We start from the raw sequence: 22,636 nt of genomic DNA on the forward strand, positions 1-22,636 counted from the left end.
TAGCTGGGGCGCCATGAGCAGACTTCTCCCGCCGAGCTACACAACCAAGAACTGGCCGTGCTACAACGAAGCGCTGAAGCAGCGTGGCTCGCTGACGATCTGGTTCGACCCGGACTTGGTCTGGGTGCCGCCCCCGACCGGCAAGCGAGGCCGGCAGGCACGGTATAGAGATGAGGAGAATCAGGAAACGGTCCGGGGGACCGTTTCCCCGACGAGCGCGATCCAGACGTGCCTCACGATGAAGGTCCTCTTCGGCATGGCTCTCCGTCAGACGACCGGGTTCGTGCAGAGCTTGCTGAGCTTGGTTGGCCTTGACTGGGATGTGCCGGATTTCAGCACGCTGCGCCGGCGGCAGAAAACCTTGGCCGTGGCCATTCCATATCGCGGCTCGCAGGGGGCCCTGAACCTGCTGATCGACAGCACCGGCATCAAGGCGGAAGGCGAAGGCGAATGGCACGCCCGCAAGCATGGTGGCGCGAAACGCCGCCTGTGGCGCAAGATTCACATCGGCGTCGATGAACAAACGCTGGAAATTCGGGCCATCGAGGTTACGGGGAGCAGGGTCGGCGATGCGCCATTCGTCGGGGAAACGGTCCCCCGGACCGTTTCCCGATCCTCCTCATTGCCCGAGTTGCTGGATCAGATCCCGGCAGATGAGGAAGTCGCGTCAGTCACCGCGGACGGAGCATACGACACGCGCAAGTGCCACAACGCGGTCGCAGATCGAGGCGCACACGCCGTCATTCCGCCGCGTAAAAACGCCAAGCCGTGGAAGCCTTCGACCGCCGGCGCCATTGCCAGGAAAGAGGCACTGCGCGCATCGAAATACCTCGGCCGCGCCATTTGGCGAAAGTGGAGCGGATACCACCGCCGAAGCCGCGCCGAGACTAAGATGCACTGCGTGAAGCTCTTGGGGCAGAGCCTCATGGCGCGCGACTTCGATCGTCAGGTCGCAGAACTCCAAGTCCGCGCCGCCGTGTTGAACGGCTACATTGCGCTCGGAATACCTGTCACCGAGCCCACGGGATAAGTGCGTCCGGGGAAAGGGGAAGTGCAGCCTTCAGCCTCTTTGCGCAACAAAGCCGACCAGAGCACCGAGAATGTTCCGTCACAGCACGGATTACATCACAAAATCGCTTGGATTGTTCGATAGGGAATTTGAATGCAACCACGAATTTGCTAATGGAACGCTCCATGAACTTAAGGAAAAAAGAAGATGCAAAAGTATAGATTGAGATAGCCAATGTCGAAGTCACCATACCTAAAAGATGATAATCGACTTGCTGAAGTTATTGCGGCGTTACAAGCGATGGCGACCTACAAATTTTACAAGTTGGACTTTGCGACGTGGGCCGACCGAATAACTGGCGATGAGAACCAAGGGGATCATTGGAAAGCCGTCTTTTTGGAGCATCCAGAGTTCTTCAGACTGGATTCAAAACGAGAGAAGGCTTCTCTTGTGGCAAGGCGGCAGCATCAAAAGCGTTTCGACATCGATAGTCGAGCGATTCTGACGACAGAACAGTTCTATGCAGCCGCGAACCAAGATAGAATTTCTAGAACACCGTTAAACTCCGATGAATTGAGCCTCTTGGTCAACACTGCCATCGAGTTGCATTCTAGAGCGGTTGCCAAGACTGAATTGGCGAGATGGTGGATACCAGTGCTTTCTGGCGTGCTTGGTTTCTTAGGCGCATTGGCTGGTGCAATCCTCGCGGCTGGCGGCGGTTCACCAAGCTGATCTCTTGTGTGGTTTTGGAACGTTCTGCGCTCACAAAGTGAGAGGGTTGCCGGGTTTTCCGTGACGGGTTTGGATTTCGGGAGAGAGGCTCCCGGCGGGCCCGTCGCGGAGATATCCCGGTGACCAAGCAACAGACGATCACCCTCAGCGCCTCGCGCGACATCCCGTTCAACAAGCTGATGATAAGCCAGTTGAATGTGCGCCACGTCAAGGCGGGCGTGTAAATCGAGGAAATGGCCGAGGGTGAGGCGCGCCCGCAAATCGGTCCAGTGGACCGATTTGAGCGCCGAATGCCATTTGCCATGCAAATGGCCGGGTGCGGCGTACGCTACTCAGCTCCATCACCGTGCGGCCCGTGCTGGACGACGGCGGCGCCGAGACCGGCATGCACACGATCTCGGTCGGTTGGTGGCGGTACCGGGCGCTCGAACTACTGGTCAAGCAGAAGCGCATGAACAAGACCGCCCTGGTGCCGTGGCATCGTCCGCAACGATGAGCTCGCCGAAGAAGACAGCCTCGCCGAGAACGTCCAGGGCGCGCTACTGCATCCGCTCGACCAGTTCCGCGAGTTTCAGGCGAGGCGCGAGTGCTCCCCGTGAACGGAAGCGGTCATTTATCGATTGGCAGCTTTGTCCGGATGTTGTTGAAAAACTCGCTACTCTACGATCACCGGTCTCGGGCCAGAATTTTGTTCTGGTAAATGGCGAATTATACCTACTGAGCCGACGTTTCAGTGGTTAGTAGGAATAGGCGTTCTGGGATTTCTGATCTAATTGGAGCCGCCCGAGTTTTTCAACACAATCTCCGCGTAGCTGTCGTCGAGACAGGTCGCGGCGGACGACGGCTTCGAGCGGATGGTGTTGAAAAACTCCCTGTCTCGACAATCACTGGCCTCGGACCAGAATTTCGTTCTGGTGAAAGACGAACCCCCTCCCCTGAGGCGACATTTTAGAACCCAGTTAGAACAGGCGTTCTGGGATTTCGGGCCGCATTGGAGCCGCCTGAGTTTTTCAACACAATCAGCCCGTTGCGGAAGTATCAAATTCTCGCTGCGCGCGCTCGCAGCGGAATTTTTGCTGTGACGCGGCAAATCTTTATGCCGCATCGCAGCTGTGGATCCGGTCGTTCGTGCGCCGCGCAGCGAAACCCTCGGGAGCAGCGACCGCAGCGCGGGACAAACCGGCCGTTCAGGAACGTGTTAAATGCCGATAAACCAGCATTAGGTGCAGAAGATGCGCTGCAAGAAAAGCGACCGCCACTAATGCTGCGATATGAGCTTCAGCCCGCCCTTCGACGACAAAAATGAACCCTGTGACCGAAATTGCCAAAACTGGAGTGAAGGTTAACCCGATAACACGAGGCGCGAACCACGTAGGTTTGCCGTTCAAGCCCCATTGCATCGGCAAGTGTGTCGCCATCGGTAATCTTTGATTTGCGATTACAGAAGACAGAACAATAGCCAAGATAACAGAGGTGCAGAATGCTAAGATCATGCCTTTGGAACCCTTGGTAGCGCATGAAGAATGACCCTTCTATTAGGATCGAACAAGTGTAAGTCAGGGCTCCAAGCCGACCTGCGGCAGCGCGGCGTCGGAGCGCTGGCTGTAGGCTTCGTCAACGGTCGTTCGCGATTTCGCTTACTATCCCGGGGTCACGCGATGTCGACGCCTGGGCCGGGAGGGATGGATGGAGGAAGTCTCATGTCCAAGATCCAGCTCCCCGTCGCCAAGCCGAAGCGACGTCCCTGGAATCGCGGCAGGCTGGTCGGCCAGAAGCGGCCCCTGCTGCCGAAACAGGTTTGGGCGATCCGCGCGCGCCTCGAACTCTCAGGCAACCTGCGCGATCTAGCGCTGTTCAACCTGGCCATCGACAGCAAGCTACGCGGGTGTGACCTCGTAAGGCTCAAGGTCGCCGATCTCGTCGTCGGAGGCAGCGTTCGCGAACGCGTGTCCGTCATTCAGAGCAAGACCCAGCGCCCAGTTCAGTTCGAAGTCACGGAAAACACTCGCGCTTCGATCTCGGCTTGGGTGGCACGGCCGCAGATGATCGGCTGCGCCTTCCTGTTCCCGAGCCGGTTTCACGACAGACCGCACATCTCGACGCGGCAATACGCACGGCTCGTCCGGGAGTGGGTGACGGCAATCGGCCTCGAACCGAGCGGCTACGGCACGCACTCGCTGAGGCGCACAAAGGCGGCGCAAATTTACCGAAAGACAGGGAACCTTCGCGCAGCCCAGCTCCTGCTTGGGCACACGAAGGTCGACAGTACCGTCCGGTATCTGGGTGTTGAACTCGAGGATGCTCTGAGCATCGCCGAGTCGGTCGACATCTGATAATCTTGGCGAACGGCTTACGCCGTTCGCCATCCAAGACCGGACACGCAGCGGTATGCGCACCAACGCTGGCTTCGAGCCCGATTCCAACTGATGCTGCGCGGCGCGTGAATGTCGGCTCCTGCGAACTGCGCTGCGGTCGCAGCATGGTGTTCCTTTTGGCCGCACTATCAGAGTCCAGTCAATCTCGAAGTGGTTGGACTACTCGCCGACGAGGCGTCCGCTGAGCGCCTCGGCCTGCGTGTCGGCACCCACCCCGGCAGCCGAGGAGTCGCCAGCGATCAATAGGCGCAACGACGGTCCTGCCCCCGTCCGGCCGGCCCTCGGGCCGTCCGGCTCTCGGAGCCGCACTGCGCCGCGCCGCACGATGCGCCCCTGCACGGCGAGGATCGGAGCAAGAAGCGCAAGCAGCCAGATGGATGGGGGCGTTCGATCGGGCATGGGTGCCGTTTCTAAAAGAATAGGGTTAGAAATTTATCATAAGCATTTCGATGATCACCCGCAGCACGAAAGCGTCCGATCAGAGCGACCGCGGCGGACGAGGGAACATAGCCCTCCGTTACCGAATGCTGGATATCGAACGAACGGATGTTGTCTAACCGCACGATACAATTCTGCATCCGGTTTTCTAGGCGACCCTCCGCTCCGCTCAGTCCGGCATGGACACCGGAAGTGCCTCGGGGGCGTCCTTGCGGCACACGCTCGGCACTGCCACGAGCCCGGCGCCGAATACCTTGTCGGGTCCCGGGTCGCCGAGATCGCGAGCGGTATCGCGCAACGCCTGCCGCACCTCAGCCGCAGTCAGGTTCGGATCTGCCTGCCGCAGGGCCGCGGCTGCCGCGCTGGCGAACGGCACCGCGTAGGACGTGCCCGTTTTCCACCGGGCGCCGCGGATCGAGGCGGCCGTCCAGACCGCAACACCGGGCGCCGCCACGTCCACATGGTCACCCTGCACTGCCCGGCGGTAGATGGCACGGTCGCGGTCGATCGCCGTGACCGTTACCACCCCGTCATAGGCTGCCGGATAGAGCGGGTCCGCGCGTGGGCCCGCATTCCCGGCCGCGGCGAGCAGCACGATGTCGGACGGGCCCGACAACTCGGTCACAAGTCGTTCTAGCGCGGTGTTGGCCGGCCCCGCGAGGCTGAGATTGATGACTTCGACGCCCTGCTCGGCCAGCCGGTCGAGCGCCTTGATGAGGGTGAACACGTCGGCGCGTTCATCGCCACTGTCGCGGTGGAACGCGTCGATCGCCATGACGGACGCACCGGGCACAAGGCCCGGCGAGCGCGTGCCCGGCGCGCCCACCAGCAGCGCAGCGATGGCCGTGCCGTGCAGATCCTCGGACGGTGTGAGGTCCTGCTCGCTCAGCGTCTCGACAGCGAGATCGGCGCCCGCGAAGGTCTCGTGATCGGGATTGATGCCGGTATCGACCATGCCGATCGCCATTCCGCGGCCGCAGCGTACGTCCCGCCCCTCGGGCAGCGACCAGCCGAACGCGACACGTGCAGGACATTCGAGACCGCTGCAATCAGGCGGAAAGCCCTGCTCGGCGCGGTAGAAGTGATTGAAATCGGCTTCCTCTCCGGTCGGCAGCGCACGAACGGCGGCGCGCGCCTCTTCGAGCGTCGTTCCCGCGGGCACGGTCAGGCGGCGCGCGGTCTGGCCGAACGTGGCGATGTCGTAGGTTTCGATCAGCGCATAGCCCTGCGCCTGCAACGTGGTGAGATCGGCATCGCTGAGGGCAAGCGTTACGATCTCGTCGGGTGCGGCCAAGGGGCGCGGCACCGGTTCCGGCTCGGGGTCCGGCGAGGGCGCCGGTGCTGGCTGGCGCTGCACCCGGCGGGGCGCGTCATCGTTTCGACCGAACACGCCTTCAAGGAAGCGCGTGATCGGATCGGTGCCGCTTCCAAGCGGACGACGGGCCCGATCATCGTCATCGTCTTCGTCGTCCCTGTCAAAACCTCCGCCGCCGCGATCATCGTCGTCATCATCGTCGTCATCATCCCCGTCGTCATCGTCGTCACCGTCGTCGTCATCGTCCCCGTCTTCCTGCGCACGAATCATGCCGGTGTCCTCCGTCACGGGGACGAGCGGTTGCGCCAAGAGAACAAAGCAGGCAATTGCCAAGGTGATGAAGGACTTGCTCGGAGTCATGAGGGGCCTCTTTTGTGTAGCCTGAACCGGTCCCCCGGTTTACGTAGGGCCATACAAAATATTCCAATTCTCGCGGAACCGCGTTCCGCGAGACGCGAAAGCCCCTCATGTCGCGCACCGAACCCCCATTCGAAGAGAGACTGATCGCGGTGCTGCCGAACCTCTTCCGGTTCGCGTTGTCGCTGTGCCGGGCGCGTGACGTGGCAGAGGATCTCGTCCAGATCACCGTGATGCGCGCGCTCGAGTCGCAAGGCAGCTTTGACCCGGAGACGCGGATCGAGCCCTGGAGCTTCCGGATCCTGCGCAACGCCTGGATCGACATGACCCGGCGCCGAGCGACACGCGGGCCGGAGGCGGACATCGACGAGGCGGCCGAAGCGGTCGGTGAGGACGGACGGCGCGTGACCGAAGCGCGGCTGATGGTCGATGCGACCGAGCAGGCGCTGGACACCCTGCCCGCGTCGCAGCGTGAGGTGCTCATCCTCGTCTGCTACGAGGAAATGTCCTATTCCGAGACCTCCGAGATCCTCGGCGTGCCGCTCGGCACAGTCATGAGCCGCCTCTCGCGCGCGCGCATCGCTCTCGCCGAAGCGCTGGGTCTGGAATAAAGCGCGGCGCGATACGTTGTCGGGGAACAGACGCAGGATGATCACATGACCCGAGAAGATATCTCCGACGAGACGCTTATGGCACATGCCGACGGTGAATTGGAGCCGACCGAGGCGGCACGTGTGGCCGAGCGGGTCCGCACCGATCCCGAGGTCGCACGACGGCTGGCGCGATTTGTGGTCACGCGGGACCGTCTCAGGGGGGCCGGCGCGGCGCGGGCCGAAGAACCGCTGCCCGAGGGGTTCGAGGCGCGGATGCGCGACACGATCGCCGCGCGGCACGCCGATGGCGACGCGGTCGCAAGCCTCGGTGCGGCCCGCGCGGCGCAGCGTCCCGGGGCCGGTTGGTATCCCGCCGCTGCCGCGGCCTGCCTTGCGCTCGCCGTCGGGCTCGCGGGCGGATATCGCCTCGGCCAGCCGGGCGATACTGGCGAGGATGCGTCGGGCGGCTTCGCCCGGATCGACGCGGGTGTGGCCGCGGCCCTGGCCTCCCTGCCCTCTGGCGAGACCGCGGAACTGGACGGCGGGCGTGAGATCGCGCCTGTTGCCTCCTTCGAAGGGGCGGACGGCGCGCTCTGCCGCGAATACGAAATGCACGCGTCCGGACAGCGCACCGTGTCCGTTGCCTGCGCCGAAGAGAACAGCTGGTCGCTGCGCTTTGCCATGGATGCGGGCGGGGCGCAGGACGAGGCATATGCCCCGGCCTCCTCGCTGGAAGTGCTCGACGCCTACTACATGAGTTCCGGCGCGGGCGCACCGCTGCCACCGGAGGACGAGGCCGAGGCGCTCGCGCGGTTGCGTTGAATGCTTGCCCACCTTGAAACAGTCAGGTCGCTCGGCGCGCCACCTCCATCGCCCCGGCCTGCCGCAGCACCGTGGCGCCGGTGGCATTCAGCCAGCCTGCAATGCGCTCCTGCATCCCGGCATCGAGGCTCCCGGTCGTCCCTTCGAGAAGAACGAGCCGCGGCCTCAGTTGTCGCGCCCGCACGAGGCTGATGGCGGCGCTCTCGGCACCCGAAAGGTTGCGCCCTCCCTCGCGGACCGTTCCATCGAGACCGCCCAGTCGATCGAGCGTCCGGACGAGACCAGCCTGGCGCGCCAGTGCTTCCAAATCAGCGTCCGGCATCCGATCCGTCACACCCATCGTGAGCGCCCGTCGCAACGAGCCCTGAAGTATCGGTGGTGTCGCTCCGACCGCTGAAACTCCGCGACGAAGCGCGCCCCGACTGAGGCTCGTGATGCAGATGCCGGAGAGCTGGATGCAGTCGGGGGGCACGTTCTCCAGCCCGGCCAGCGCGCGCAGGGTGTAGTCCCCGTCTCCATCGCGCGCCGGAAGCACCGCGATTGCGCCCGGCGCAACGTGCAGACTTACCGCTTGTCCCGAGGGTAACGGCAGTCCCTGCAGCTTTATCTCTGCCGGACCGGACGGCAGACGTTTGCGGTCGGCATAAGTCCCGCGCTGCGAACGAGCGAGCGCCGCCTCGGCCTTGCGCGCCGCCTGCCGCCAGGCGGAGTGCAGGTTCCAGACCGAGGCGAGGTCGCGCATGGGAGAGAGCACGAGACCGAGCGATGCGAGCCCTGCCGCGATGGTTCCGGGACTCGCGCCTACGCGTGCACCGGCGACGAGGATGGCAACGGCGGCAAGGCCCGCAAGGGCGTCGGGCACCGACTTCAGGGCCTCGGAGAGGCGAAGCCGCGCAACCGCCGCCGCGACCATCCGGTCGATCCGCCTGTCGAGCTGGCGCCGTTCGGTTCGACGGCGCCCGAGCCGGTCGAGCTGCGGGGCGAGTGGCATGCGTTCGCTCATCTCGGCGGCGATGCGGGCGCGACGCGCGCGCAAGCGCCGATGCAACGGGCGCAGCCGGAGCCCACCCGCCGTAATCGCGGCGAGCGCGACTCCCACGAGCGGCACCGTCCAAATCGCGAAGGCCGGCTCGAGAAGTCCCAGCACGATCAACGCCAGCGGGATCAGCACGGCGCCCGCAATCAGACGCGGCAGACCGAGACCGAGCCAATTGCGGAAGGCCGTCATATCCCCGACGAAGCGCAAACTCATGTAGCCGCTGCGCCGGGCGGCAACGTCGCTTGCGGGCATGCCGGCGGCATGCTCGAACAACGCCATGCGGATGTCGCGGGCATAGCTCTGGCCCAGCCGTTCGCCCGACACCCGGGCCGCGACCCGCGCCGCCGCGATCACGGCGCCCGACGCAGCGAGAACGGCGAGGAGCGTGGCCGGGAGCGGACCCGGGGCACGCAGCGCCTCGAAGAGTCCGCGCGTGGCCAAGGCCGCCGCTCCGGCGGCGGCGCCTTGCACAAGCGTGAGCGCGGTCACGCGCGCCAGCCCGCGCCCGCGCCCGTTGGCGAGAGGCCCGGGACACCGCATCAGGCTGCCTCCCTCCAGGCTGCCCCCGCGCGCAGGGCGAAGGCGTTGGCCTCGGCCGGATCGCAGAGATGCTCCTTGGTGAGCACGTCGATCCCGGTCTGCGCCATTGCCTCGTCGGAGGCCATGGGCGAACAGCTGAGCATGCCGGTCAGCGCGTCGGCCTTCAGACCCAGCCGGTTCAGCTCCGCCACACCGCCCGCTGCGGCCACGGCATCGCCGCAGGCGAACACCAGCCCGGAAATACGCGCCTGGAAGTCTGGATCGGCCAGCAGCTGCGCCGTCTCGCGCTGAAAGAGGCCGTCCGCGATCTCGATAACGGCAATGTCGCAGCCCTTGTCCTCGGCATGGGCGAATAGACGATCAATCCCAGCCTTCACCTGGTCGATCGGCTCGCGGTAGGTTGTTACCATGCCGGCGTCGGTGAAGTCGGCGACCACGTGAGCGCCCGTGTCGAGATACTCGTTGTAGTCGCCGAAGGCACCGGTTCCGGTGCCCTTCAGCGCGGCGACGCGCCAGCCTGCACGGCGCAACCCGAGCGCAAGCTGCGCGGTTGCGAGCGTCTTGCCGCTGTTCATGGCGGTGCCGCAGACGGCGATCACGGGGATCTGCCGCCCCGAGGCCTGTGGCGCGAGCGCGTGATCGGCCAGGGTCACCGGCGCGCCGCTGGCGTCGAGGAGCCGCCCGATGGGGATGAGTTCGGTTGCGCGCTTGATCCGTGCGTTCCTCGCCGTCATCCGGCCGATGCAACCGCCTCCGGCCAGAAGGTCTGCCCGCTCGGGATCTATCTCGGCCACGCCCTCGAACTGGTCAGGGGCGTAGCGCGCGCCGCAAGCGAGCACGAGCATGTCACCGGGATAGATGTCGGAGGGTCGGCCGGATGGCAGCTGAACCCGGCGATGCTGTCCGATCTTCGCGACCTGCGCGAGGATGAGGTCGCCCGGCCGCGCCGCCGCGAAGTCGCGATCCATCGCGACAGCGATCTCGTGCGGAACGCGGCGCGTCGCGAAGGTCCATTTGGCATCGTGAAGCTGGGATTCAGGCAAAAGGGCCATCTTTGATCTCCAAGGGCCAAGTTGAGGGGAAGAGGTCGACAAGCGCGCCTCCGGTTCAGGACAGGGTCCTACCGAAACCGACGGGCGCGGGACCGGTCACAAGGCGGGCGAGCCCACCCTCCGTGATCGACTGCTCCACGTCGTGGTGGCAGCCCGGCAATTCGGTCATCGTGACATCTGGCGCGATACCGCGGCGTTCCGCAGCCGCCCGGACCGCGCGGGCATAGGCGTGCGCCCGGTCGCGGCGCGTGCGGCCCTGGCCCGCGTCGAGCGCGGCGCCAGTGCGCAGCGCCTCGTCGCGTTCGATGTCCTCGTCTCCCACGTAGATTCTCAAGGACAGACGGAGATAAGCGTCGAGGCCCGCACGCTTGCGGCGGATCCAGTCGACGGCATCCTTCATCTCGCCGGGCGCAAGACCGTAGGGATAGGGCATGCTCTCGTCCGGCAGGCAGTACCATCCGGCGGCGGCCAGGCTGACGGTGCCGAAGCGCTGCGGATAGAGCATGGCGAGTCGGTGTGCGAGCTGCGCACCGCCCGAATGCCCGAACACGTCGAAGTTGCGCCCGTACTCGGGATGCGTTGCCGCAATGACATTCAGCAGCTCGAGGATCGCCTGATCCGGTCGCGCTGCTGCCGACGGGCGTTGGAAGTGCGGCCAGTCCTTCTGCTTGAAGTGGGGCACAATGACCGGCCGCCCCGTCCGCTCGGCTTCCTCGCGGAAGAGCCGTGTAAGTTCTCGCGCATTGCGCGAGATGCCGTGTAGCACCAGCAGTGGCCGGCGTCCGACCAGCAGCGGGCGGATCACACGCGCTTGAACCGTGCCCGCCGAGGAGGCCACGCGGAGCCTGTCGATGCTGGAACTCTGGAAGGTCTCTGCGGTCATCGGTCTCATCTTTCCGTCTCCAGATTGGTGGTTCTGGAAGGGTTACGGAGACCCGCCGGGTTTATTCCCTTGCTGAACGGAAAATCACGAACGGTCCGCCCACACCTCCTTGTGCTGGGGTTTGACGACGCGCCGACGGCGGCGCACACAGGACGAATGCAACGTCCGATGTGACTGGAAAAAGCTCGACTACGGAACATCCCGCACGAGGCGGCAAACAAATTACCGCCTCGCGGTCGACGAATCAGACTTTCCAACATGGCGCAGCGAATTCACACTTTGTCCGCACACGAGCCGCTCCCGCCAGCGCCAGTGAAGGTCAGGCTACGTGCCCTTACTTACCACCACAACAGCGCAGCTTGTGCCACGCGATTGGTCCAGTGAAGAGCTCGCGTCTTGCCTTAGATCCGCAGGATACAAAAGTATGCGTCTCGAGGTTTACCGTCTATCCGAAACCCGTCCGGATGAACTGAGACACGCTCGAAGCCAAACCTCTTATAGAATGCGAGTGCTCGAGTATTCCCGACGTCAACGTAGAGTTCGAGTTGCTCGACGTCTCGCATGCGCGCCTCACGTATGACCCCATCCAGCAAGACGCGGGCTGCTCCGCACCCCTGGTACGCCGAAGTCACATAGAATGGCCCGATTTCGGCCCGGTGTCGCGTTTGCTGCAATGTCTCTATTTGCAAGCCGCAATATCCGATCATGTAGGAAGCGTCGAAGACACCCCGCGTATGACCTTTATTGAGGATGGACCGGGCTTCGTCGCTTGTCATGGTCGCAGCTTCCTCGGCGGTGAAGAGGAAACCAAGGGGGAAGTCGCGTGCTCCTTCTTGGCGTAGAGCTGCCCATGACTGGTGATCGTCACCTTTCAGAGTCCGGTAAGCGTATGATTGTTCAATCGTCATCCCCGTTCCTTGTAGCCATCAAATCACGGAAGATCGCTAATGGATCGGCTCATAGTTTCCAATGTCCGCTCGGTCCCGCACCGCCGTCGCTCAAGCAAGCCGCGGCAAAGGTTCGAGGAGAGCCCCATTTCACGATGCTGCAGACTTCACGAGTAGCGGCTTCGGTGAAGATTTCACTATAACAGTTGCAACGCGCACCTCGCTGACTCAGACTTCCGAAAATGCTGTCTGACGTAGAGGCGCCCTTCGCAAAGCTGCCGACTTCCGCGCGTCGGCACGTGTATCTCTTTCAGGGACACCAGTTCCTAGACCGGTTCGCCATGGGGGTCATCGTGGCCGTGACGGCTCTGGCCCTTCAGGGTCGGGGTTTGGGCGTCGGCGAGATCGGAGCACTCTTCGCCGTCTACGCCGCCGTGACCATGATAACCGAATTACCCTTCGGCGGGCTTGCTGATGGGCTGGGCCGTAAGCCGGTTTTCTTGATCGCGACAGTGGCGAGTTTCACGGCCTCCGTCGTCTTCATCCTGTCCGAAACGTTCTGGCCGCTCGCCGCGTCGTTCGCTTTGGTCGGCCTCGGGCGCGCGTTGCGGTCGGGAACGTTGGACGCCTGGTACGTGGAGGGGCTGCGCCTGCACGCGCCCGGGATCGAAATCCAGCCCCTCCTCGCGCGTGCGCAGGCGGCAAACTTTACGGGCCTGGGAACGGGTGCGATCGTGGGGGGAGTCCTGCCCGGCCTCATCGCGGGGAACGACCCTTCAGCCCCGCTGATCGGCCAGACCGTCTACGACGTGTCCTATGCTGCTGGCCTCGCGCTGACAGTTACCGTGTTCGCGTATTCCGTCCTTCTCATCCAGGAGCCGGCCCGCTCCCTAGGCACTGCTGTCATCCTGCAAGAGGTACGCGCTGTTCCGAACACGATCCGAGATGGCGCGCAGCTCGCGGCTTCGGACCGGATACTCTCTATGCTCCTGACAATCCTTGCAGTCATGCTGTTCGCGACCAACCCGGTCGAGGTGCTCTGGCCCACCGTGGTGCAGACCATGCTCGATCCCGAACGCGCTGCTGCCGCAGTTGGTTTTCTGACGGCAGGGTATTTCCTGGCAATCGCCGTTGGGGCAAGTCTCGCCGGCCAGGTTGGCCGCCTCTTCGGGCGCCGACATGCGGTGACGCTCGCGGTCGTGCTTGGTGCGCTCATCGTTTGCCAGATCGCGTTGGCCTGGCAGGGATCGCTCGAGGGCTTCATCGGAGCTTTTCTTCTCTTCTCCATGGTGCTGGGCCTGTCGGAATCGCCTGCCGCAAGCATCCTGCACGCCCAAGTGCCGGACAATCGCCGCTCCACGATCCTCTCGGTCCAGTCTCTTCTCAAGCAGCTGGGCGCGATGGTGGGCCTGCTTGTCCTGGGCTGGATTGGCGCGGCGGAAGGCGTCGGCGCCGCATGGATCGCGGGGACGGTCGGTCTTGGGGCAGCCGTAGCCTTGGCGATCCTGTTGGCGCTGCAGACGCAGAACTAGCACCGGCTGGATAGCTACTCTTAGATGGCCTCCGCAGAAAAGTTCTTCGACTATGCCGGCTTGAAACAGACCCTCGTCCCTGACGCAGCGAACGGCAGAAAAGTCCGCATTGGCGGCGCTGCGATGAGGCGCAGCGAACGGTGGGTTTAGATTCCCTGGTTTTACGCAGCCTTCAACGACCGCTTCCGTGATCTGCGCGCGACGCAGAACCCCGGTTGCTGCAGCTGCGAGCGCCTCCATTGTCATGCTGCAGTTGCATCGTTTGGCCACCGAATGACCGGAAAGTCCGCTATCCTGCTGCTCGGGCAGATCGTAGCGAAAGTCGGCTACCGTGAGAGAACGCCACTAAATTTTACGGAATAGGTAATAGTGTTATCTGACGTCCCTTTGGATTGCATAGCGCAAATGTAAGTTCACATTTGCCAACGGCGCCCGTTTCACGGCAGGTCGACTGCGTGTAACGAAATGAGGGAGGCCATACCGTGCGACCATCAGGAGCCGTCCCTATTCGCGGGCATCTTCTTTCAATGGAAACTCACCAGTTTTGAACGTCCCGTGTTCCTTGCAGATATACCAGTATTCAGCCACCCGTGGCTGCTGATCGAGAATGACGTGCATCGGTTGCAAATCCACGCCGCAGACTGGGCACAGCCCTTCGTCATAAAGCGAGAACCGCTTTTTCCGCGCATCTTCCGCTTTGATCGGCCCGCACTCGCGGCAGGTATGTCGCCAGCTTTCCCGTATCGGGTCCTGCTGCGACATGAGGTAGACCGAGAACAGCTTTTCATTGCAGTGCGGACACCACAGATTGGGCCTACTCAAAACGGTATCTCCTCGCAGTCGTCGGGCCGATCCTTACGGAGAGCCGCTTTGAGGTCTGGCAAGCCGTGAGCCGCCGCAAGGCGATCATAGGCCCCTGAATAAAGGTCCAGGCGGTCGCCCGCTTCGTCGACCCCTGCCCCGTCGCCATGAAGAGCGCAACGCAAGTGATCAAACAGGGCCGAGAGATACCCGCGTTTCAGATGTTCGAGACGAGCGCCGCAGGTCAAAACGGTATTTCATCATTAACTTCGGAGGGTTTCCGACCCCAGGCCTTCGGCGCCTCTTGAAGCGGGTTCAGGGCGGCGTGACCGCCCGTAAGGGCTTTCGTGCTTACGTCGGTCATTGCCCTGCCCTGCCGCCCGTCAGATTGGAACAGATAAGCCGACTTCTGGTCGAAGGTATGAAGACCTGCCTTCGAGGCGATAGCGTTGTAAGCCTCCCGTGCGATCACGGAGCATTCAGCTGCTGTGCCCGATGTTTTCTGGGCCGCCTCGGTGTGCCAGTCATCAGGCGTGGCGATGCTTGCAGCATGGCGCTGCATGAGCCGCACAGCTTCGAAGAGCGGTTTCAGATCGTCATCGGTCACTTCCTTACCCTTCCACCTGTCAGACTGTGGATCGGCGTCGAGCCGCAGAATATCTGTCAGCGGATCGGGTGAAGTTCCCGATAAATCGGGCAGCTGCGTGATGGTAACCCTCTTCATGTGGCATAGCCCATATCCCTTTCTCTTCGGAGAATCGACGGCGTCTCGACACCGCCATGATATGCCGCCCCTCAGGCGGTATCACCAACTTTCACCTGTATCTCGAATTGTTGCGGCACTAGTGCGGACTCACGCCAAAGCGCACAGAGCCGATAATCGGGCTGTATGTTCATAGATCCTTGGACGAAGCGGGGTACACAGGTTCAGTCCCGGCACCTAGTGGATCTGACCGACGATGAATCATTCGAGCTCTGAGGTCCAGATCTTGATGAATTCGTAGGCCGTGAGGGCGCCGAGCGTCTTGAGCCGACGTGCGAAGTTGTCGGCAGACATGATGTTGCCAAGCCAACGGCCCAACTGATCGTGACCCGCGCCTGGGTTAGGGAGTACGGGTGACAATCAGGCGTCCCCTTGATGTGATCCCCTCGACGAGGGGAAGCCCAGGCGGTAGCTCGAGGGTACTCAGGCTCTACGGAAAGAAACCATGCACCGATGAATTGCCTCGCGATCCTCGCCGTCACCGCTTCCATGATTTCGGATGGCGACACCGTTCGACTAGATGGCGCCAACGCACGCCTCACCGGCATCGGAAACGTGCCCTTCGATACTCCGGAAACTTTTCGCCCTGAGTGCCAGTATGAGGCCGAAGTCGGAGCAGAAGCGACTGAGCTGGTAAGGTCCCTGATGCCAGGCAAACTCTGTATCATCCGACGCGGCGGCGGTGGCTACGGCCGAGACCTAGCCGTATTGTTCGGCCGCGACGGTGAGGACGTCAGGGAGCCGCTGATGCGCGCAGGATTGGCCAAGGCGTCCAAGAACGCCGACTGGTGCCGCTGAGCCGAACAATGGATCCTAGCCGTCACAAGCGCATCCTTGGCCTTTTCGGCACGTATAGGACCGACTGATACAACTGTCACCGCAGGCCTTGCCCTTACGACATATCTTACAGCAGGCGGCGTCGTAAATGACGGCGTCTCCCTGCGCGCGCTTGAGACGCTCTAATAAGGATAATGGAGCGGATTGAGAGACAGCCGCCGGATCAGAAACGCTCATTGAGGCTGCTTGAGAAAAACTGGCGTCCGGAGCCCCTACCAACGCCACGAGAAATAAAGCAAAAATGAAACGCGCCACACGAAACTCCTTTACTGATCAACGCCCCCTCGATGCTATCTCGCCGCAACAGGAACCGGCAAGGCTAATTTTTGGTCGTGAACGAGCCGCCGTTTTATAGAACGACGGTGGCGGGATGAATGATTTAAGATCAACGCATTCGGGAGGAAATGCGGTAATATTCTATCACCTAGTGGCGACGACGGCTTTTGCCTCTGTCGGGGGTTAGTTACGGAATCTGTGCCTGTGAGGATTTGCAGCCAGAGTCCGGAGAGTCATTGGGCGGCATGCCAAAACCTGCACCCGCCCGCTACCGCTTTACGAACTGGTCCGCCCATCATTCCGCATGGATCCAGCATCATGGTGCTCTCGTGAGTCCGTCGGAGCCTGATCGCGCGCCGTCATGCCGTAAACTCGGATCACCCCGGCGACCCGCAGGCGATAGTCGCGGAAGATCTCCGCGCGCCCTGCACTTTGTGCGGCCCGGTGTTTTTCCAGCCGCCGCCAAGCGAGGATCGCCGCCTCGTCCGGCCGGAACGACAGCGACAGGATGCGGTCCGGGTCGGCCAGGGACTGGAACCGCTCGATGGAGAAGAAGCCGTCGATCTCGTCTAGGAGGAGCCGCAGGTCGGCGGCGATGGCGAGGTAGTCAGCTCGCCGGCCTTCCGCCGGTTCGACCTCGAAGATGACAGCGATTATGATGCGTCTTCCAGGACAACGGGCTCGAGGAATGTGCGCTCTTTCGACAGGATGAACCGTTTCTCCTGTGCCATGCGGAAGTTGGCTGCGCCGCCTTCGTCCGGACGGAGCCGTGCGCGGTAGGCTTCGTATTCGGCAAGCGAGGGGAACGAGATCATCGCCAGCGCGATGTCGTTCGTCCCCTCGTGGGGCAGCCAGTAGCCATGCAGGTCGCCCCCACAAGCCGGAATGATGGTCAGCCAGTTGCGCGCGTAGTCGGCAAAGACGTCGCGCTGGAAGGGGTCGATGCTGTAGCGAATGCAGCAGGTGATCGTCATGGGGTCTCCGGTTCTATTCGGGCCCTTGTAGCCGTCCGTATAGTGTCGATGCTTCGGCCCGCACCGAAGCATCGAGGTTCCTTATCGTGTAGGGATGGTTTCGACCTCGAAGGGAGCCCCATCATGCGCCACGAACCCGACATCGCCCCGATCGCCGCCCTCGTCGGCGATCCCGCCCGCGCCGCCATGCTGACGCCGCTCATGGACGGGTGCGCCCTGACTACCGGGGAACTGGCACGAGAGGCGGGGGTAACGGCGCAGACCGCCTTGGGCCATCTGACGAAGATGGATGAGGCAGGGCTTCTGGTACGGCGCAAGCAGGGGCGCCACCGCTACGTGGCCACCACTCCGCGTTCGACAGCCAACTGATCGGGATCGATCCGAATTTCCGGGTCCATGTATCGCCTCAGCTCATGCAGGAAAACGACGGGCCCGTACTCGAGGCCATGAAAGAACTGCACGGCGAACTGATCCACCTGCCAGCCCGGACGCGGGATTATCCTGACCGGGAGCGGCTGGTGCGCGGTTCGCGGACTTCCAGGCGGCGTTCTGAGCATCCTGGACGCGACAAGAGACGCCTTTGCAAACGGCCCTGCCAACCGGCTCAGATGAATCCGTTCTGCCGGAACGAGTATCCCTGCCCTTTGCCGATGATGACGTGGTCATGCACGCTCACGCCGATAGCGCAGCAGGCGGCGACGATATTGGCGGTCACGTCGATATCCGCCCGGCTCGGCGTGGTGTCGCCCGAGGGGTGGTTGTGGACCAGTATGATCGAGACGGCGTTCAGCTCCAGTGCCCGCTTGGCCACCTCCCGCGGATAGACCGGAACGTGGTTCACGGTGCCCGCCGCCTGCTCCTCGTCCGCGATCAGGATGTTCTTGCTGTCGAGAAAGAGGATGCGGAACTGCTCGATCTCGCGATGCGCCATCGCTGTGCGGCAATACGTGATCAGGGCGTCCCACGACGACAGAACCTCGCGGTGAAGGATCGTGGATTGCGCCATGCGGTGGGCGAAGGCCTCAATGATCCGAAGCTGCAGGTAGACGCGTTCGCTTGCGCCCTCGACCTGCAGGACACGATGCTTCAACGCCGCCACCACACCGTTCAGGTCGCCAAAGGCGGCGAGCAGCCGCTTGGCGAGCGGTTTCACATCGATCTTCGGGATCGCGTTGAAGAGCAGCAGCTCCAGGAGTTCGTATTCGGGCATCGCGGCGTGCCCGCCGGCGAGGAAACGGTCGCGCAAGCGCTGCCTGTGGCCCCAGTAATGGGGTCTGAGCGCCCCGTCCGGTCCGGCGACCAATCCGCCGCCGGCGCATGCCTCCACAGACAAGCGATCCGTCTGCCGGTACCTCGGCGTCCATGCGGACGTGGTTTCGGTGCCCGGAGGTGGGAGCCGGGCGTCCATCTCCGCGAGCCCTGGAGGTTCCGGCGTCTCGGTCCCACGGGGACGAGGCCGCAGGTCGCCAATGGCTCGGAGCAGCCGCGTCGGCATGGATGTGCTGCCCGGTTGGTCACGCGATGGCATTTGCCCGACCTCGCTTGTCACTACGGGCGGGAGGTTCGCTCGCCCATACCGACGCTGGTGGCTCATGGTTAACATCGCGCTAAACGAACCCCTTGCCCCGGCGCCGCAGGGAGGCCGTGTTCTGGGCTGAAGCGCAACCTCGAGGCCCCGGCGTGGACGCCACCGCTTAGTCGACGATCAGCGTCCGGAGTTCATTGAGCCGCGTGTCGATCTCTTGGAGCAGATCCTCGATGCGTTCCTCCGGGTCGGTCGGATCGTGCCCCGCCTCGGCGCGCGCCACCACCGGACGGTGGTCCGAGCCATGGAAGGCGTCGGCGGTGACGGTCGGGGCGCTGGCCTTGTCGAAGGCCTCCGCGTTCGCGCCGGCCACGATGAGATGATCGATCGCGCCGGTGTCACCGTCGAAGCCGATGAAGGTCGGGCCGAGTTCATCGGACAGGATACGGGCCCCGGGCAACCCCAGCAAAACAGACAGGCTGTCATCGTAGCCAGAGAGTGCCAGCCCCGCAGACCCCCTCGCAGGAACCGGTCGGCATGCAATCCTCCTGCAGACTTGTCCCGACCCGGAGGGCCCTGCCCGGCGCCCGGATGTTGAAGTCGCCGCCGATGATGACCGTCTGCCCGCCTTCCACGAAGCTCAGTGCATCGCTTGCCAGGCCGCGCGCCTGATCTTCGCGCTGAAGCGCGTTACCGAGATCCTCCGCATTGCACGATTGCCCGCGGGACGACTTCCAGTGCCCGGCGCAGACAACCGGACCGCTCTCGACGCTTGCTCTCAAGAAGCCGCGCGCCGGGGCGGTATTCAGGCCAATGCCGATGGCCAGCTCCTCGGTCAGCACACTCGTCGACGAAGGCCTGGGCGGGAAGTTGTCTCCATTGGCCGCGGGTCCGGTGATGTCCCACTCGGCCGCGCTGACGATCGGCGTGGCGCTCAGGATCGCCACCTCGAGGGAGGCGAACGGGGTGTTGGTGACGTCTTCGGGCGGAGAAAAATCGCTGATGACCCAGTGACCCAGCCCCGTCGCATCCGCGACGGCCTCGACCTGCGCGCTGTCGATGACCTCCTGCAGGATCAGGATGTCGGCGGGGCCGACCTCATCCAGCATCGCGGCCGCGCTCGTGGCCACCGCCTCGGCATCGCGTTCCGCCCCACCGATGTTCCAGGTGATGACACTCAGGTCCTGCGCCGCGGCCGTCGTCGCCACGGCGATGAGCAGGAACGCTGCGCGCAGCACGGGAAATAGGCTCGTCATGAAATGACTCCCGCAAAAATCCTAGCCTGAGGATAGCACAACTTAAGCGGGACTTGCAGCAGGGAACGATCGGGCTCTTGACCTCAACCGCTCGCAACAGCGGTCTTCACATGTCCCAATCACGCGTGATGTCGTTCGCCTCTTGGTCGACGTCCTTCGGCAGATCCGGACGGCGGAGGAGCCGGCGCACCCGCGTCATCATCGCCTCGAGACGCGATGCCCGCTTGTCTGTCGCGTCGATCTTGCGAACGAGCCGAATGATGCTCGGGAGCAGACGAGAGCGCAGGGACTTCGGAGCGGCCAGGACTGGCGCCGGATCATGCAACGCGACCTTCCCGTTGTCCTGGACCCGGATCCTTCCGGTCTCGACCGCGCCAAGGACATGATCGATGGCCGCAAGACTGGTCTCGAGCTCGCCCTTCTGCGTCCGTACATCTTGGGCTTCCGCCACCAGTTCGGACCGCGCCGCCGCGACCTCGTCTTCCCGCTTCGCGACTTTGACCGCTCTGGCCTCCAATTGCTCGGCCTCCAGACGTGCCGTCTCTGCCGCCTCGCTGTGACGCTGCTCCCGGAGCACCACGTCGGCCTCACGTGCCTCGATAACGCGGGCATTCTCCGCCAGAGCCGCTTCGGCCGCTGCCGTGCCCGCAGACCTTCGGTCGAGTTCGGCCTGCCGTGCCGCGATCTCCACTTCCTTCTTCTCGAGGCGGGCCATGTAGGCCTTCCGCCGCTTGTCCTTTTTCTCCTCCTCGACCGCTTTCGCGCCGAGCTCGGCCAGGTGCCTTCGCGTCTTGTCGGCGGAGGCCCGCAGCCCGTCCAGTTCCGACTGCTGCACCTTTGCGTCGGCCTTCATACAGGCCAGTGCGGCGATCCGGGTCTGTTGTTCCTCCCGCATGAGGTTGAGATCCGCCTCGGCGTCTCCGCTCTCTGCGAGGAGTGTATCCAATGCGAGCCGCTCGGCCTCTCTTTGGCTCGTGAGCTCCTTGAGCGCCAGTTGCTCCTCGTCACGCTGGAGGCGAAGCATCTCGATCTCCACCGGCAGGTCCTGATGCAGTTCGCGCACGCTGCGATGGAGGGTATCGGGATAATCCGCTCCGGCCTCGATGCGGTCCCACTTCCGGTGACCCCGTTCGATTCCGGGCTCGTACTGCTGCATGATCTCGGCTGCCAGATCCTGGAGGCCTGACATCGTCCCACGCTTGGCGGCCTCGCTGAGAGCCAGGCCTGCGGTCGTGTAGCTCCTAAGCGTGAAGTGCGCATGGATCGTGGTCTCGTCCAGGTGGACCACCAGGGATTCAAGCGATGTGTCGAGCTGGGCCGCAATGGCCATGGCGAGGTCCCGGAAGGCGGCATCCTGCTCGGCCGACGAAAGGGACTCAAACATCCGCGCCGCCTCGCGACCGAACGTGATGATGCCGGAGGTGATCACGGCGGCATTCGACTTCATGGCCCGCTGCCGTCCCGCATTCTTGCGCAGCTCGGCATTCTCCCTCTTGATCTGCGGGAGAGGCCGCATCGGCATCAGAATGCGATTGAGGTGGACGCGCTCTTTCTTGACATAGCTCGGAAGCTTGCCGATCCTGAAGTCGTGGCGCCGCGTGCCCTTGGCTTTCGACATTGTGCGCGGTTCAAGTCGGACGGACACAGCACGGGGATTGGCGTCCGGGGAAAGCTGGGGCTGGGTGTCGGGTAAATCTTTCATACCCCCGAGGATCCGCGCGATCGGCGAAAATCCGAAACACCATTTTCAGCAAGATCATCTGTTTGTCTGCCACGTCGGCTTCCGCATGGCAAAACCTACTAGGCATAACCTGCCGCTGCGCGCCCGTTATGCCTCTCCGGCGAAGGGGACCGCTGCGCATCCCCTTTCGAAACCCCAGGCCGAAGGGGCGATGCCCCTCTCGACACCCCGCGCGCCGAAGGCGCTTCAGGACGCGCCCGGGCGTCGCTCAGCATCGCCGCCCGCTCAGGTCTCCGGGACCGACGGCAGCGCGATCATTGACGCGCATCCCGTTGCAGTTCCGGGTTGGGCCCCGAACCTTCAACCTGCCTGCTCGCGAGGGGGATACCCCCGTCGATCCCCTCCCCTCGCCTCCTGAGGCCAGCAGCCTGCTGGACCCGGAATGTTCGGGGCATGGATGCCTTTTTGCTCGGACTTCCTGTTTGATCCTTACGGACGGCATCCCACTGTGTACGACTGAGCTGAAGAGAAGCGAGTTCTTCAGATCGCCGGTGTTTCGGTCAGTGAGGTTCGTCGAGGAACCCGGACTTGCGAAGATGGTCTGTGAGAAGCTTTTCAATCAGGGACGTCAGAGATCTTTGATCAGATGCCGCAGCACGGTCGGCCGCTTCCTTCAGACTTGGAGATATCCGGAGATTGATCTGCGCAGTCTTCTTTTCCCGCATTTTTGTATATACATCCTCTTTACTTCCTCCATCAGAATGTATATACATTAACTACACAAGGAAATCGACCCCCGCCGATGCTGGAACATCAACGGGGGTCTAACCAGGCCAATCTCGGATAAGGAGATCACCCATGGCTAACCCTTCGCCTATCACGCCTGCGAACTTCTCGCCCACCCCGATCTCGCAAGCATTCTCGCGGCTGATCCCGGCACTCTCCGGGT

Annotated in this window: 25 protein-coding genes; 9 read left to right on the forward strand and 16 right to left on the reverse strand. The window is 63.2% G+C overall.

Features of this window, described 5'->3' with window-relative positions:
* Positions 1-13: 13 nt before the first annotated feature.
* The 3 genes from OCH239_RS19140 (at position 14) to OCH239_RS23945 (ending at position 2,237) form a co-directional block, all read left to right on the forward strand.
* Positions 14-1,030: an IS5 family transposase gene (locus OCH239_RS19140; RefSeq protein WP_037266482.1), complete on the forward strand. Its 1,017-nt coding sequence runs from the start codon at positions 14-16 to the stop codon at positions 1,028-1,030.
* Between the two features lie 213 nt (positions 1,031-1,243).
* Positions 1,244-1,741 (forward strand): hypothetical protein, encoded by a 498-nt coding sequence (locus OCH239_RS22350; RefSeq protein WP_084782666.1) that lies wholly within the window; start codon positions 1,244-1,246, stop codon positions 1,739-1,741.
* 316 nt (positions 1,742-2,057) lie between these two features.
* Positions 2,058-2,237: a ParB N-terminal domain-containing protein gene (locus tag OCH239_RS23945; RefSeq protein WP_037266426.1), complete on the forward strand. Its 180-nt coding sequence runs from the start codon at positions 2,058-2,060 to the stop codon at positions 2,235-2,237.
* Positions 2,238-2,928: 691 nt separating this feature from the next.
* Here OCH239_RS23945 and OCH239_RS22925 read toward each other — a convergent pair.
* On the reverse strand, positions 2,929-3,234 hold the full coding sequence (locus tag OCH239_RS22925; protein WP_157577962.1) for a hypothetical protein: 306 nt from the start codon (positions 3,232-3,234) through the stop codon (positions 2,929-2,931).
* A 207-nt stretch (positions 3,235-3,441) separates the two neighbouring features.
* Here OCH239_RS22925 and OCH239_RS19150 point away from each other — a divergent pair, with 207 nt between their 5' ends.
* A complete protein-coding gene (locus OCH239_RS19150; RefSeq protein WP_037266432.1) occupies positions 3,442-4,074 on the forward strand; it encodes a tyrosine-type recombinase/integrase in 633 nt (210 codons plus the stop codon).
* 201 nt (positions 4,075-4,275) lie between these two features.
* Here OCH239_RS19150 and OCH239_RS19155 read toward each other — a convergent pair whose 3' ends face one another.
* Both OCH239_RS19155 and OCH239_RS19160 read right to left on the reverse strand, forming a co-directional pair.
* Complete coding sequence (locus tag OCH239_RS19155; protein ID WP_037266435.1) at positions 4,276-4,515, reverse strand: hypothetical protein; 240 nt, start codon at positions 4,513-4,515, stop codon at positions 4,276-4,278.
* A 208-nt stretch (positions 4,516-4,723) separates the two neighbouring features.
* Positions 4,724-6,229: a S8 family serine peptidase gene (locus tag OCH239_RS19160; protein ID WP_037266439.1), complete on the reverse strand. Its 1,506-nt coding sequence runs from the start codon at positions 6,227-6,229 to the stop codon at positions 4,724-4,726.
* 107 nt (positions 6,230-6,336) lie between these two features.
* On the opposite strand from OCH239_RS19160, the gene OCH239_RS19165 reads away from it, so the two are divergent.
* The gene (locus tag OCH239_RS19165) at positions 6,337-6,837 is read left to right on the forward strand and encodes an RNA polymerase sigma factor (RefSeq protein WP_037266441.1); all 501 of its coding nucleotides are present in this window, start codon (positions 6,337-6,339) and stop codon (positions 6,835-6,837) included.
* A gap of 45 nt (positions 6,838-6,882) precedes the next feature.
* Positions 6,883-7,641: an anti-sigma factor family protein gene (locus OCH239_RS19170; protein WP_037266443.1), complete on the forward strand. Its 759-nt coding sequence runs from the start codon at positions 6,883-6,885 to the stop codon at positions 7,639-7,641.
* Positions 7,642-7,663: 22 nt separating this feature from the next.
* On the opposite strand, the gene OCH239_RS19175 is transcribed toward OCH239_RS19170, so the two are convergent.
* The 4 genes from OCH239_RS19175 to OCH239_RS19190 form a co-directional block, all read right to left on the reverse strand.
* The gene (locus OCH239_RS19175) at positions 7,664-9,220 is read right to left on the reverse strand and encodes an ABC transporter transmembrane domain-containing protein (protein WP_037266458.1); all 1,557 of its coding nucleotides are present in this window, start codon (positions 9,218-9,220) and stop codon (positions 7,664-7,666) included.
* Positions 9,220-10,272 carry a P-loop NTPase family protein gene (locus OCH239_RS19180; RefSeq protein WP_051489626.1) on the reverse strand — a complete coding sequence of 351 codons (1,053 nt, stop codon included), beginning with the start codon at positions 10,270-10,272 and terminating at the stop codon, positions 9,220-9,222. The genes OCH239_RS19175 and OCH239_RS19180 overlap by 1 nt, the downstream gene beginning before the upstream one ends.
* Positions 10,273-10,327: 55 nt before the next feature.
* Positions 10,328-11,164: an alpha/beta fold hydrolase gene (locus tag OCH239_RS19185; RefSeq protein WP_157577963.1), complete on the reverse strand. Its 837-nt coding sequence runs from the start codon at positions 11,162-11,164 to the stop codon at positions 10,328-10,330.
* A 392-nt stretch (positions 11,165-11,556) separates the two neighbouring features.
* The gene (locus OCH239_RS19190) at positions 11,557-12,063 is read right to left on the reverse strand and encodes a GNAT family N-acetyltransferase (RefSeq protein WP_037266461.1); all 507 of its coding nucleotides are present in this window, start codon (positions 12,061-12,063) and stop codon (positions 11,557-11,559) included.
* 221 nt (positions 12,064-12,284) lie between these two features.
* Between OCH239_RS19190 and OCH239_RS19195 the strand changes: the two genes are divergently transcribed.
* A complete protein-coding gene (locus OCH239_RS19195; protein ID WP_037266462.1) occupies positions 12,285-13,574 on the forward strand; it encodes an MFS transporter in 1,290 nt (429 codons plus the stop codon).
* 504 nt (positions 13,575-14,078) lie between these two features.
* Here the strand turns inward: OCH239_RS19195 and OCH239_RS19200 are convergent.
* A complete protein-coding gene (locus OCH239_RS19200; protein ID WP_037266464.1) occupies positions 14,079-14,396 on the reverse strand; it encodes a hypothetical protein in 318 nt (105 codons plus the stop codon).
* A 223-nt stretch (positions 14,397-14,619) separates the two neighbouring features.
* The gene (locus OCH239_RS19205; protein ID WP_037266466.1) at positions 14,620-15,099 is read right to left on the reverse strand and encodes a hypothetical protein; all 480 of its coding nucleotides are present in this window, start codon (positions 15,097-15,099) and stop codon (positions 14,620-14,622) included.
* Positions 15,100-15,591: 492 nt separating this feature from the next.
* On the opposite strand from OCH239_RS19205, the gene OCH239_RS19215 reads away from it, so the two are divergent.
* Positions 15,592-15,936 carry a thermonuclease family protein gene (locus OCH239_RS19215; protein ID WP_051489627.1) on the forward strand — a complete coding sequence of 115 codons (345 nt, stop codon included), beginning with the start codon at positions 15,592-15,594 and terminating at the stop codon, positions 15,934-15,936.
* A 591-nt stretch (positions 15,937-16,527) separates the two neighbouring features.
* Here OCH239_RS19215 and OCH239_RS22360 read toward each other — a convergent pair.
* Together OCH239_RS22360 and OCH239_RS19220 are read right to left on the reverse strand one after the other, a co-directional pair.
* Positions 16,528-16,908: an antibiotic biosynthesis monooxygenase family protein gene (locus OCH239_RS22360; protein ID WP_084782672.1), complete on the reverse strand. Its 381-nt coding sequence runs from the start codon at positions 16,906-16,908 to the stop codon at positions 16,528-16,530.
* The gene (locus tag OCH239_RS19220; RefSeq protein WP_037266468.1) at positions 16,905-17,225 is read right to left on the reverse strand and encodes an NIPSNAP family protein; all 321 of its coding nucleotides are present in this window, start codon (positions 17,223-17,225) and stop codon (positions 16,905-16,907) included. The genes OCH239_RS22360 and OCH239_RS19220 overlap by 4 nt, the downstream gene beginning before the upstream one ends.
* 123 nt (positions 17,226-17,348) lie before the next feature.
* Here OCH239_RS19220 and OCH239_RS19225 point away from each other — a divergent pair, with 123 nt between their 5' ends.
* Positions 17,349-17,594 carry a winged helix-turn-helix domain-containing protein gene (locus OCH239_RS19225; protein WP_051489628.1) on the forward strand — a complete coding sequence of 82 codons (246 nt, stop codon included), beginning with the start codon at positions 17,349-17,351 and terminating at the stop codon, positions 17,592-17,594.
* Positions 17,595-17,829: 235 nt separating this feature from the next.
* Here OCH239_RS19225 and radC read toward each other — a convergent pair whose 3' ends face one another.
* From radC to OCH239_RS23950, 5 genes are all read right to left on the reverse strand, one after another.
* Positions 17,830-18,558 (reverse strand): RadC family protein, encoded by a 729-nt coding sequence (gene radC / locus OCH239_RS19230; RefSeq protein WP_341871956.1) that lies wholly within the window; start codon positions 18,556-18,558, stop codon positions 17,830-17,832.
* A 361-nt stretch (positions 18,559-18,919) separates the two neighbouring features.
* Positions 18,920-19,219, reverse strand: a complete 300-nt coding sequence (locus tag OCH239_RS19235) for a hypothetical protein (protein WP_157577964.1) — start codon at positions 19,217-19,219, stop codon at positions 18,920-18,922.
* Between the two features lie 13 nt (positions 19,220-19,232).
* Positions 19,233-20,006, reverse strand: a complete 774-nt coding sequence (locus OCH239_RS19240) for an endonuclease/exonuclease/phosphatase family protein (RefSeq protein ID WP_037266479.1) — start codon at positions 20,004-20,006, stop codon at positions 19,233-19,235.
* Positions 20,007-20,112: 106 nt separating this feature from the next.
* On the reverse strand, positions 20,113-21,624 hold the full coding sequence (locus OCH239_RS19245; RefSeq protein ID WP_037266481.1) for a plasmid recombination protein: 1,512 nt from the start codon (positions 21,622-21,624) through the stop codon (positions 20,113-20,115).
* Positions 21,625-22,247: 623 nt separating this feature from the next.
* Entirely contained in the window at positions 22,248-22,460 is a 213-nt protein-coding gene (locus tag OCH239_RS23950; RefSeq protein WP_425280305.1) for a type II toxin-antitoxin system antitoxin, read from the reverse strand.
* Positions 22,461-22,636 lie beyond the last annotated feature (176 nt).

This window comes from Roseivivax halodurans JCM 10272, assembly GCF_000521785.1.
GTDB classification, from domain to species: domain Bacteria; phylum Pseudomonadota; class Alphaproteobacteria; order Rhodobacterales; family Rhodobacteraceae; genus Roseivivax; species Roseivivax halodurans.